Origin of the sequence: Bacteroides sp. OM05-10AA, from assembly GCF_003439055.1 — a bacterium.
GTDB classification, from domain to species: domain Bacteria; phylum Bacteroidota; class Bacteroidia; order Bacteroidales; family Bacteroidaceae; genus Bacteroides; species Bacteroides intestinigallinarum.
On the sequence record NZ_QSUR01000028.1, the window covers coordinates 18,646 to 31,984 of the forward strand.

9 protein-coding genes are annotated in these 13,339 nt (G+C 45.3%); all 9 read left to right on the plus strand.

Annotated elements, in window-relative coordinates:
- Positions 1–7 precede the first annotated feature (7 nt).
- Entirely contained in the window at positions 8–1,759 is a 1,752-nt protein-coding gene (locus tag DXB58_RS19410) for a RagB/SusD family nutrient uptake outer membrane protein (RefSeq protein ID WP_117936915.1), read from the plus strand.
- A gap of 32 nt (positions 1,760–1,791) precedes the next feature.
- Entirely contained in the window at positions 1,792–3,573 is a 1,782-nt protein-coding gene (locus DXB58_RS19415; protein WP_117936917.1) for a hypothetical protein, read from the plus strand.
- A gap of 34 nt (positions 3,574–3,607) precedes the next feature.
- Positions 3,608–5,536, plus strand: a complete 1,929-nt coding sequence (locus DXB58_RS19420) for an arabinan endo-1,5-alpha-L-arabinosidase (protein ID WP_117936919.1) — start codon at positions 3,608–3,610, stop codon at positions 5,534–5,536.
- 170 nt (positions 5,537–5,706) lie between these two features.
- Positions 5,707–6,846 carry an aldose epimerase family protein gene (locus DXB58_RS19425; RefSeq protein WP_117936921.1) on the plus strand — a complete coding sequence of 380 codons (1,140 nt, stop codon included), beginning with the start codon at positions 5,707–5,709 and terminating at the stop codon, positions 6,844–6,846.
- A gap of 31 nt (positions 6,847–6,877) precedes the next feature.
- Positions 6,878–8,623, plus strand: coding sequence for a sodium:solute symporter (locus DXB58_RS19430; protein ID WP_008999165.1), 1,746 nt, complete (start codon positions 6,878–6,880; stop codon positions 8,621–8,623).
- Positions 8,624–8,632: 9 nt separating this feature from the next.
- Positions 8,633–9,310: an NUDIX domain-containing protein gene (locus tag DXB58_RS19435; protein ID WP_117936923.1), complete on the plus strand. Its 678-nt coding sequence runs from the start codon at positions 8,633–8,635 to the stop codon at positions 9,308–9,310.
- Positions 9,311–9,315: 5 nt separating this feature from the next.
- Positions 9,316–10,002: an L-ribulose-5-phosphate 4-epimerase gene (locus DXB58_RS19440; protein ID WP_008648247.1), complete on the plus strand. Its 687-nt coding sequence runs from the start codon at positions 9,316–9,318 to the stop codon at positions 10,000–10,002.
- A 52-nt stretch (positions 10,003–10,054) separates the two neighbouring features.
- The gene (araA, locus tag DXB58_RS19445) at positions 10,055–11,581 is read left to right on the plus strand and encodes an L-arabinose isomerase (RefSeq protein ID WP_117936925.1); all 1,527 of its coding nucleotides are present in this window, start codon (positions 10,055–10,057) and stop codon (positions 11,579–11,581) included.
- A 101-nt stretch (positions 11,582–11,682) separates the two neighbouring features.
- The gene (locus tag DXB58_RS19450; RefSeq protein WP_117936927.1) at positions 11,683–13,278 is read left to right on the plus strand and encodes a xylulokinase; all 1,596 of its coding nucleotides are present in this window, start codon (positions 11,683–11,685) and stop codon (positions 13,276–13,278) included.
- The last annotated feature ends 61 nt before the right edge of the window (positions 13,279–13,339 follow it).

Consider the following 13,339-nt stretch of genomic DNA (forward strand, 5'->3'; position numbering starts at 1 on the left):
ATATTTTATGAAACTATATAAATATTCACTTATTCTCATTTTGGGATTTAGCACGCTGGTTTCTTGCAGTGACAAAATGGATCTGTTGAATCCCAACCAACAAACCTCAAGTACTTTCGGCTTTAATGCCGATGATTTGGAGGAAAGCGTGATTGCCGCCTACAACCATATCCGCATGGAGGGTTCCTATGCTCGTGTAGGCTACACCATCGACGTGTGCCGTGGCGATGAAGCCTGGAACTCTTCACAAGTGTGGTACATGCCTTTCGATGACCTTAACGCAGAAGTTACCTCGGACATCACGTGGTGGCCTTGGCGGGAATGGTACTACACCATCAACGTGTGCAACTTCGCCATTTCCCGTTGCGGTGAGGACAACAGCCAACTTTCTAATAAAATGAAACGCATCAAAGGACAAGTGCTTTTCTTGCGCGGCCTGTCGTACTACAACTTGGTTGGTTATTATCAGAATCCGCCCCTCATCACAGATTATGCCACCTATTCTTCGTTAGACGGACTGTATACCACCAACAGCACTTACGATAACGTGCTCGATCAGGTGGAAAAAGATTTCCACGAGGCGATGGAATTGCTTCCTTCCCGTGATGAAGGCGGCGAATGGGCTGGTGGACGTGCCACCTGCGGCGCTGCGGCAGGCTATTATGCTCGCGCCCTCATGATGCGTCAAAAATACAGCGATGCACTCACGGTGCTGAAAGACATCATTGGCAAAAAATACGGCACCTATCGGCTAATGTCCAACTATGGCGATAACTTCCGCGAAGGTTCGGCATACGAGAACAATGCGGAAAGCCTCTTCGAAGTGCAGTATCTTGACTATGGAGCGCAAGGCACCGACGACGAGTGGACTCCGGTAAATACAAGTCCCAATGCCACACAAGGATCGGCTATTGAGAGCAACTTTGGTCCCGGTAACTATGGCGGTTGGGCCGACATCTCGGCTTCGCCCTGGCTCTATCAACTCTTCAAAAGTGAACGTACTATCAATGGCAAACTCGACCCCAGACTCTATTGGACCATCGGAACCTACGAAAACGACTGGGCGGATTTCGAGTATGGTAATGTAGCTTATACGCACAAACTTACAGCCACCGACAATATTGTAACCAACAACACTTACGGTGGTCTGCCGATTGCCAAATTCACGAATCTCCGTACCGGTCTGTACAGCACCATCGTTACAGGCTTGCACGATGGCATCAACCTGCGCCTGATGCGCTATTCAGATGTGCTGCTCCGCGCTGCCGAGTGCGAGAATGAAGTCAATGGTCCTACACAGCAGGCTATCGACTGGATTAACGAAGTGCGCAATCGCGCTGATTTGTCCGACTTGGAACTTTCCGACTTCGACACGACTGACCAACTCTTTGAGCAGATTGCCAACATAGAGCGTCCCAAAGAGTTCGGCTGCGAATTCGGTCGAGGTTTCGACCTCATCCGCTGGGGCTTCTTCTACGACAGCAGCCGCTTGAAACAGCTCAAGGAACACGGTACGGTACGCCGCTCTACAGTGGGAGTAAAGAATCCTGTGAACTACAGCGATGTAGCAAACGATCCTGAACTGAAGAGCACTTTCGATACCTACATATCGGGACACGAATTCCTGCCCATTGTGCAGCAGTTGATGAACAACAACCCGAATCTGAAAGGCAACTCCGCCAACTATAGTACAGATAATTCCACTTACTTCCGGGAAAGCGGATGTAAAGTGCGTCCGGTTGTAAATTTAAGCAAGTAAATAAACTTAGAGACCTATTAAAATTTAAGACAATGAGATTACTAAAAAAGATAGCATACGCTTGCTGTTCCGTAACCTTTGGATTACTGACACTGACAGGCTGCACGGATGGCAAACTTTATGACGTAAACGCCCCCGACTGGATTTCCGATAAGATACAGGAAATTGAAGATTCGAAGAAACAACCGGAAGATGAAGTGCTTGAGGGCATGCAGGAAGATGTGTACACCATCGGAAATACGGATTTCACCTCCGGTTGGTGGTCTACTTTCTCCAAGTATTATGTGGTACCTGATGGCGAGAAGTGGAATGCGGTGTTCAATCTCCATATCAACCCGACCGATAACACGTATTTCAAGAACTATGCCCTTGTAGTCACCAACGATGTGGATCGTGGAGGTACAGGATACACTGAATACGGAGCTATCCGTTTTGATGCCACAAGCGATTCTATAGCTTACAACTCGCAATGGGGCAAGCTCTATTTTAAGTACACCACAAGCACATTGCTCCTATCTCCTGATGCCAGCAATGCAGCCCCTAACGTACAGAGCTTGGGCGGCAAGGTGACACTCACCGTTGACCGTACCAATGAAAATGCTTTTACCATAAAGATGACCAACGGTGTAGCCACCAAGATTTACAAGCAACCATACAAGGAAGGAAATCTGAATGCAGATGCGAACAACACCAATATCCGCTGCTTCTTAGTTCCCGAAGGTTCTTACATCGATTTCTTGCAGACCAACATCGTCCCTATAGGTGGCCTTACATCTGCTCTAGACAAGAATCCGGTATCGATGGTACTGCAGGACGTACCTGATCAAGTCAACGTAGGTACTCCGCTCGAAGAGGCCATGATCGATGTATCGGCCATCGTTACCTTTGAAGAGGGAGTGACCAAAACTGTACCGGCTGCCGAACTCTCTATCTCTGCCATCCCTGATATGGAGCAACCTGGTGTGAAAACTCTTGTGGTCATCTACAACAAGACCTTAAAGGGTGAGAATTGTGATAAACCGATTATGGCTAATACTACCTTTGAAGTAGTGGAACAGATTGCATCCATCGAGGTGACTACCCCACCCTCGCACACACAATACTATTATTACACCTCGGCAGCTACCGAGAGTTTGGCGAACCGGACGATGGCCTTCGACCCGACAGGTATGGTGGTTACAGCAACTTACACCGACCAAAGTACAAGAATCATTGACAACGCGAGACTCATCTTCTCTGCCGTTCCGGTGAAGACCGGTTCGCAGATCGTTACCATTACTGCTGAAGAAGGAATCACCGCAACGGTAGAGGTTAACGTCTCCAAGTCTATAGCTTCTGAAGTGAGAAACACAACTAGCATGGTAGGAGCCGAAGACAACTCAACGGGCTTCCACGGAGCCTCTTCCGACATATTCAACGTACCTGTGGGCAAGACAAAGTATATCACCTTCACCAACTATAGTGATTTGGCTGCCAACTGGAATAACTTCCTTGTATTTCTCCATAAAAGCATAACTACTGACGAATACGCATTTGTTCGCGCCGACAACTTCGGATTAGGCAATGGATATGCCGCCTGCGTTAATGGCGGAACACAAGGCGACTGGGACACTTGGCTTTCCGGTATGAATGGAGCCAAAGTCACGGTCTATGTAACTAATTGCGGCAATAGCACCGCTGACATCCAGGCAGTGATGGTGGGTACTAAAGGCAAAACCTCTACCCAGTATTATTTGGGCATCAATACCATAGATCCCAATGACCTGTGTTTTACATTATCTGTCGAGAAGGCTCATCTTGTCTTCAATGAATAAGAATAACTATTAATTTCTTTATCATCCATATCAAATGAAAAAACTAACATTTTTCTTAATATCCCTGCTGACGGTCTTTGCTTTTGCAGCTTGCTCCGATGGACTGGACAATATCGAATACAATAGAAACAGTGATATAGTCATAGTTACTCCCGAAGTAACTACAGCCACAGGCACTTCGCTGACTGTCACTTCATCGGTCACCGGCAATATCAATCAGGTAGTCAAGAAAGGCTTTTGTTACAGTGTCAATGCCCAGAACCCAACTATCAAAGATAATATAGTGGATGCCGATGATAATTTCAGCGCTACGATTTCCGGCTTGACGGGCAATACCTCTTACTATATCCGCGCTTACGTCTATGGTAACAGCCGTTATACCTACTCGGATGTGCTCACGGCAACCACAGAAAGCCAAAGCCTTGACGAACAGCTCAAAAACTATGTGGCACCCGCCTATGAAGACAACTACATAGGCATAGCCGCTTGGAATCAACGCAGTAAATGGAATTTGGCAAACGTACACGACCCCACAGTGATGAAAGCTGATGACGGATACTATTATATGTATCAGACAGATGCTTCTTACGGAAATGCGCACTCCGGTAACGGACATTTCCATGCACGGCGCTCACGCGACCTAGTCAACTGGGAATACCTCGGAGCAACCATGACCGAAACCCCTCCTACTTGGATTAAAGAGAAGCTGAACGCCTACCGTGCAGAAATGGGACTGGAGCCTATCGATAGCCCTTCTTATGGTTATTGGGCACCGGTTGCCCGCAAAGTTGCCACTGGCAAATACCGTATGTACTACTCCATCGTGATTACTAACTATATCAAAACGGGCAAACCGGAAGTGGATAATAACGGAAACTTCGACGGTTCATGGACCGAACGTGCTTTCATCGGACTGATGGAAACAGCCGACCCGGCAAGCAATATCTGGGAAGATAAGGGTTTTGTTGTCTGCTCTGCCAGCGATAAAGGCAAAACAGACTATGGACGCGTAAGCACCAGCGACTGGAACGGTTATTTCAAGATCAATGCTATTGACCCAACCTATATTATTACTGAGAACGGAGAACACTGGATGATCTACGGCTCATGGCACAGTGGCATTGCTGCCCTGCAACTGAATCCCGAAGATGGTATGCCGCTCCACACCCTAGGCAATCCGTGGGACATCACGGGTGAAAACAACTCCGGTTATGGTAAAATTATCGCTACCCGCGGCGATAGCCGTTGGCAAGCTTCGGAAGGTCCGGAAGTAATTTACCGCAATGGTTATTATTACCTGTTCCTCGCTTATGGTACACTAGCAGTAGAATATAACACCCGCGTCTGCCGCTCTGTCAACATCGACGGTCCGTATGTTGATATGGACGGTACCCCTGCTATGGGAAGCGGAGAACTCTATCCGATACTGACAGCACCTTATCAGTTTAACAATAGCTATGGATGGGTAGGTATCTCCCACTGCGGTATTTTCGAGGATGGAGAGGGCAACTGGTTTTATACTTCACAGGGACGTTTCCCTGAGAATGTCGGGGGTAATGAATACTCCAACGCTATCATGATGGGACACGTTCGCAGTATCCGCTGGGATGCCAACGGCTGGCCTTTGGTGATGCCGGAGAGATATGGAGCCGTGCCACAAGTGCCTATCACGGAAGAAGAAATTGCCGGTAACTGGGAACATCTGTCTCTGACTTCCTCCACTGGTACTCAAAGAACATCTGAAACACTGACTTTTGATGCCGGTACGCATAAGATTAGTTCCGGCAGTTGGAAGGATGCATCGTGGACATTCGATGCGGCTTCACAGACGATTACGACTAGTGCCGGAGTAGTGCTTTATCTACAAAGAGAAGTGGATTGGGAAGCTACTCCCAGAACTCATACCATCGTTTACGCCGCACAAGGAAATAAAAAGACTTATTGGGGAAAGAAGGTTCAATAAACGCTCATTGATATGCTTATTGAAACTGCTTCCGGAATCTTGATATCCGGAAGCAGTTTTTTCTCTTTTATGCTGCATAACATATAAGAGTGTATTTGATACACCAAACTAAAGTGTTACTTTTACACCCAAAATAAGATAAGCATCTCATTTACATTAAAAATAAAACCATGAAAAAACATTTTCTACTTGCAGGAATTGCCGCGCTGATGCTGGCTGCGTGCAATAACAAGCCGGCTTCCGAGCTGACTTTGTCCGGTCTTGACCCGGTAAAATTTCAAACAGAAGTGAATAATGCCCAAACAGCTCTTTACACGTTAAAGAATAAGGCAGGCATGGAAATATGCATCACTAACTTCGGAGGACGCATCGTGTCTATCATGGTACCCGACAAAAACGGTCAGATGCAGGATGTAGTTTTAGGTTTTGACAGCATTGCTGATTATATTAATGTACCGAGCGACTTTGGCGCTTCTATCGGACGCTATGCAAACCGTATCAACCAGGGACGTTTTGTATTGGATGGCGATACGATCCAGTTGCCACAAAACAATTACGGACACTGCCTGCACGGAGGTCCGAAAGGCTGGCAGTACCAAGTTTATGAAGCCAATCTTATTGATCCGACAACACTGGAGCTGACTCGTATTTCACCGGATGGAGATGCTAATTTCCCGGGCAACGTAACAGCTAAAGTGACTTACAAACTGACTGATAACAACGCTATCGACATCAAATATAGCGCAACTACTGATAAAAAGACGATCATCAACATGACCAACCACTCTTATTTCAATCTTTCCGGTGATCCGTCTAAAATTTCAACCGATCATATCATGTATGTGAATGCAGACTACTATACTCCGGTAGACAGCACCTTTATGACTACAGGCGAAATTGTTCCGGTTAAAGACACTCCGATGGACTTTACTACTCCGAAAGCTGTAGGTAAGGAAATCAATAACTATGATTTCGTTCAATTAAAGAATGGAAATGGATATGACCATAACTGGGTATTGAACACTAAGGGAGATCTTTCCCAAGTGGCAGCCAAACTCACTTCACCCGAAAGCGGCATTACTCTGGAAGTATATACCAACGAACCGGGTATACAGGTTTATACCGGTAACTTCCTCGATGGAACGGTAACCGGCAAAAAAGGTATCGTTTATAACCAGCGTGCTTCTGTTTGTCTGGAGACACAACACTATCCTGACAGTCCTAACAAGGCAGACTGGCCGTCTGTAGTTCTGGAACCGGGACAGACTTACAACAGTGAATGTATTTTCAAATTCGGTATAGAGAAATAATTTAATATCAAAAAAACAAAAGCAGAATAAGATGAACTGGAATTCACACGAGTTTATATGGATCGACTGGGTAATCATCGTAGTCGGTATTTTAGCAGTCACATGGGCGGTATGGCGTTCGATACAGAAAGACAAGCGTTTGCAACAAGGCGCTAACAGTGAAGATTATTTGTTTGGTAAAGGGGAACCCTGGTATATCATCGGTGCAGCTATCTTCGCTGCCAATATCGGTTCGGAACACCTTGTAGGACTTGCCGGTACAGGAGCTAAATCCGGAGTAGGTATGGCACACTGGGAAATGCAGGGATGGATGATCCTTATTTTAGGTTGGCTTTTCGTACCGTTCTATCAGCTGATGAACGTGAAGTTAGGAAAAATCATCACGATGCCCGACTTCCTGAAATATAGATATACTCCTGCTACAGGTTCATGGTTGTCTATCATTACCCTCATAGCATACGTATTAACCAAAGTCAGCGTAACAGCATTTACCGGAGGTATCTTCATGGAAAGTCTTCTCGGATTGCCATTCTGGTTTGGTGCTATCGGCCTGATCGTTCTTACGGGAATCTTCACTGTTCTGGGTGGTATGAAAGGAGTTATGACATTGTCTGCTATCCAGACTCCGATACTTATTATCGGTTCGTTCCTTGTTCTTTTCTTAGGATTGTCTGCACTTGGAGCCGGTAGTATCAGCGACGGTTGGACTCACATGATAGAGTATGCCAAGACACTTAATATAGGAACAGACGGAGTTGCTCACGGCACAAACCACATGTTCCACTTTGAGACAGGCGACCCGATGTATGATGACTATCCAGGTTTCTGGGTATTTATCGGAGCATCCATTATCGGATTCTGGTACTGGTGTACTGACCAGCATATCGTTCAACGTGTGCTTGGACAACGTAAAGGTGAATCCAGCGAAGAGGTTATGAGACGTGCACGTAGAGGTACTATCGCTGCCGGTTATTTCAAGATTTTGCCTGTGTTCATGTTCTTGATACCGGGTATGATAGCTGCTGCATTGTCGGCACGTCCGGAAAGCGGTTTCGTACTGGATAATCCTGATACAGCTTTTGGTTCAATGGTTAAGTTCGTATTGCCTGCCGGTGTAAAAGGTATTGTTACCATTGGCTTTATTTCGGCATTGGTGGCTTCATTGGCAGCATTCTTCAACTCTTGCGCTACCTTGTTTACTGAAGACTTCTACAAACCGATGTTCAAGGACAAGAGCGAAGCAACTTATGTGTTGGTAGGTCGTATCGCTACTATTGTTGTAGTAATTCTGGGTATTGTATGGATACCTATCATGCAGAGTCTGGGTAGTCTTTATGATTATCTGCAAGGCATCCAGTCATTGCTTGCTCCTGCGATGGTGGCTGTATTCGCCCTCGGTATATTCTCCAAGAAGATTACGCCTAAGGCAGGTGAAACAGCTATGATAGTAGGTTTTATCATCGGTATGGTACGTTTGCTGACCAATATCCTCACGAATACAGGTAAAGATGTGATGTCTGGATGGTACTGGGAATGTACTGCCTGGTTCTGGCAGACAAACTGGCTGATCTTCGAAATATGGCTGCTCGTATTCCTGATCGTACTGATGGTTGTTGTTTCATTCTTCACTCCTGCACCTACTGCCAAGCAGATAGAAGCTATCACCTTTACTGATGACTATAAGACACTCATCAAGCAAAGCTGGAACAAGTGGGATGTTATCACCTCTATCGGTGTAGTAGTTCTTTGTGCATTATTTTATATATACTTCTGGTAATACCCTGATATGAATAAGTATTATAGTACCAATCCAACTTTCTATGTCGGCATCGACTGTATAATCTTTGGTTTCTCCGAAGGGGAAATCAGCCTGCTCCTGTTGAAGAGAAACTTTGAGCCGGCAATGGGTGAATGGTCACTGATGGGAGGATTCGTGCAGAAAGATGAAAGTGTGGACGATGCCGCCAAACGTGTATTGCATGAGCTTACCGGACTGGAAAACGTTTATATGGAGCAGGTAGGAGCTTTTGGAGCTGTCGAACGTGATCCGGGTGAACGGGTAATCTCCGTAGCTTACTATGCATTAATCAATATTAATGAATACGACCGGAAACTTGTTCAGAAGCACAACGCTTACTGGGTGAATATGAACGAACTTCCCCCACTTATCTTCGACCATCCTGAAATGGTGGAAAAAGCACGGGAACTGATGAAGCAAAAAGCGTCCGTGGAACCTATCGGATTCAATCTGCTTCCGAAACTCTTTACGTTGTCTCAACTGCAAAGTCTATATGAAGCTATTTACGACGAACCGATGGATAAACGGAACTTCCGTAAAAGAGTGGCCGAAATGGATTATATAGAAAAGACTGATAAAATTGACAAACTGGGTTCGAAACGTGGTGCTGCCTTGTATAAGTTCAATAGCAAGGCTTACCGCAAGGACCCGAAATTTAAATTATAATCATTATGCTGGAAGAACTAAAAGAAAAAGTATTTCATGCCAATCTCGAATTGGTAAAGCATGGATTAGTCATCTTTACCTGGGGAAATGTTTCTGCCATCGACCGTGAAAGCGGATTGGTAGTAATCAAACCCAGTGGTGTAAGTTATGATGATATGAAAGCCGAAGATATGGTAGTAGTGGATCTGGATGGCAAGGTCGTTGAAGGACGGCTGAAGCCATCTTCAGACACCCCTACTCATGTAGTGCTTTACAAAGCATTTCCGGAGATCGGAGGAGTGGTACATACGCACTCTACCTATGCTACAGCCTGGGCACAAGCCGGATGTGACATTCCGAATATCGGAACCACTCATGCAGATTATTTCCATGATGCTATTCCCTGCACAGCGGATATGACAGAAGCGGAAGTGAAAGGTGCTTACGAGCTGGAAACCGGTAATGTGATAGTGAAACGTTTTGAAGGCTTGAACCCTGTACATACACCGGGAGTATTGGTAAAAAATCATGGTCCTTTCTCTTGGGGAAAAGACGCGTACGATGCCGTACACAATGCTGTGGTTATGGAACAGGTAGCTAAAATGGCAAGTATCGCTTATGCGGTGAATCCCAATTTAACAATGAATCCGCTGCTGATAGAGAAACATTTCAGCCGCAAGCATGGTCCGAATGCTTATTACGGACAGAAATAATTAAAAATTAAAGATTAAAAATTAGAACAATAACAATTAAAGCAATAACATTATGAACGCATTTGATCAATATGAAGTATGGTTCGTAACAGGAGCACAGCTTTTGTACGGAGGTGACGCAGTAATCGCAGTAGACGCACACTCTAATGAAATGGTTAACGGATTGAACGAATCCGGTAAACTTCCTGTAAAGGTGGTATACAAAGGAACAGCTAATTCTTCTAAAGAAGTGGAAGCTGTTTTCAAAGCAGCCAATAATGACGAAAAGTGTGTCGGTGTTATCACTTGGATGCATACGTTCTCTCCTGCTAAAATGTGGATTCACGGCTTGCAACAGTTGAAGAAGCCTTTGTTGCACCTGCATACTCAATTCAACAAGGAAATTCCCTGGGATACAATGGACATGGATTTCATGAACCTGAACCAGTCTGCTCACGGTGACCGCGAATTCGGACATATCTGCACCCGTATGCGTATCCGTCGTAAAGTAGTGGTAGGTTACTGGAAAGAGGAAGAGACTTTGCATAAGATTGCCGTTTGGATGCGTGTTTGTGCCGGTTGGGCAGATTCACAGGATATGCTGATTATCCGTTTCGGCGACCAGATGAACAACGTAGCCGTAACCGATGGTGATAAAGTGGAAGCTGAACAACGTATGGGTTACCACGTAGATTACTGTCCGGTAAGCGAATTGATGGAATATCATAAGGATATCAAAAATGAAGAGGTAGACGCATTGGTAGCTACTTACTTCAAGGAATACGATCACGATGCTTCTCTGGAAGATAAATCAACTGAAGCTTACCAGAAAGTATGGAATGCTGCCAAGGCTGAACTGGCTATGCGCGCTATCCTGAAAGCCAAAGGTGCCAAAGGATTTACTACCAACTTCGACGATTTGGGCGACATTGAGTACAATGGTTTCGATCAAATCCCGGGTCTTGCTTCACAACGTCTGATGGCGGAAGGTTATGGATTCGGTGCTGAAGGTGACTGGAAATCGGCTGCTCTTTACCGTACTGTATGGGTGATGAATCAGGGTCTTCCTAAAGGCTGTTCATTCCTGGAAGATTACACACTGAACTTCGATGGTGCAAACAGCTCTATCCTTCAGTCACACATGTTGGAAATCTGTCCGCTTATCGCAGCCAACAAACCTCGCCTGGAAGTACACTTCCTCGGTATAGGTATCCGCAAGAGTCAGACTGCACGTCTGGTCTTCACTTCAAAAGTAGGTACAGGCTGCACTGCTACTGTTGTAGATATGGGTAACCGTTTCCGTCTGATCGTGAACGACGTAGAATGTATCGAGCCGAAACCGCTGCCTAAGTTGCCGGTTGCTTCTGCTCTCTGGATTCCGATGCCAAACCTTGAAGTAGGTGCAGGTGCATGGATTCTGGCTGGTGGAACTCACCACTCTTGCTTCTCTTACGACCTGACAGCAGAATATTGGGAAGATTATGCTGAAATCGCAGGTATCGAAATGGTACATATCAACAAGGATACTACGATCAGCTGCTTCAAGAAAGAACTGCGCATGAACGAAGTTTATTACATGTTGAATAAAGCACTTTGCTAAAACAATTATTCAAGTTTCGCATGGCTTAATTATTTCGTTAAGTTTTTGCGAAACTTGATTTTTTTATAATGATCGTTATACCTTAAAATATTGATTTCAACATGAAATTAGATGCAAAATCAACCATCGAGGCAGGTAAAGCTATTCTTGGTATAGAACTCGGTTCTACACGAATAAAAGCTGTCTTGATCGACCAGGAAAACAAGCCTATTGCTCAAGGTAGCCACACTTGGGAAAACCAGTTAGTTGACGGACTTTGGACGTATAGCATTGAAGCCATCTGGTCAGGGCTGCAAGATTGTTATGCTGATCTTCGTACGAACGTAAAGAATGCATACGGCATAGAGATCGAGACTCTGGCTGCCATCGGTGTCAGCGCTATGATGCATGGTTATATGCCATTCAACAAAAAAGAAGAAATCCTCGTGCCTTTCCGCACTTGGAGAAACACCAATACGGGCCGCGCAGCGGCTGCTTTGTCCGAACTATTTGTCTATAATATCCCTCTGCGTTGGAGCATTTCCCACTTGTATCAGGCTATTCTGGACAACGAAGCACACGTTAATGAAATCGACTTCCTGACCACTCTGGCAGGTTATGTGCATTGGCAGATCACAGGCGAAAAAGTGTTGGGAATAGGCGATGCATCAGGTATGCTTCCTATAGATCCAACTACTAACAACTATTCTGCTGAAATGGTGGCTAAGTTCGACAAGCTGATTGCTTCGAAAGAATATAGCTGGAAGCTACAGGATATTCTGCCTAAAGTATTATCGGCAGGTGAAAATGCAGGTGTCCTCACACCGGAAGGTAGTAAAAAACTCGACGCATCGGGTCATTTGAAAGCAGGAATACCCGTTTGTCCTCCGGAAGGAGACGCCGGCACCGGTATGGTTGCAACCAATGCTGTGAAACAGCGCACCGGAAATGTATCAGCAGGTACTTCTTCATTCTCAATGATTGTATTAGAGAAAGACTTGTCCAAGCCATACGAAATGATCGACATGGTTACAACTCCTGACGGAAGCCTCGTAGCCATGGTACATTGCAATAACTGTACTTCCGATCTCAATGCATGGGTCAACCTGTTTAAAGAATATCAGGAACTTCTGGGCATACCTGTAAATATGGATGAAATCTATAGCAAACTCTACAATATCGCACTTACCGGTGACACAGATTGCGGAGGTCTTCTTTCGTACAACTATATTTCAGGCGAACCTGTAACAGGACTTGCCGACGGAAGACCTTTATTTGTACGCTCTGCCAATGACAAGTTCAATCTGGCCAACTTTATGCGGACTCACTTATACGCTTCAGTAGGCGTTCTCAAGATTGGTAATGATATCCTGTTCAACGAAGAAAAAATCAAAGTGGATAGAATTACAGGTCACGGAGGACTGTTCAGAACAAAGGGAGTAGGTCAAAGAATCCTTGCAGCAGCCATCAACTCGCCTATTTCGGTAATGGAAACAGCCGGTGAAGGTGGTGCCTGGGGGATTGCCTTGTTAGGTTCTTATCTCGTGAACAACGAAAAGAAACAATCTCTTGCCGACTTCCTGGATGAAAGTGTATTTGTCGGAGATGCCGGTGTCGAGGTATCACCCACGCCCGAAGATGTAGCCGGTTTTAATACATACATCGAAAACTATAAGGCAGGATTGCCTATCGAGGAAGCAGCGGTCAAATTTAAATAAGCCTCATCACGAGTGCTTCCTCTGCTTTTTCTTCTCATAATCATTTAAGTATTAACATAAA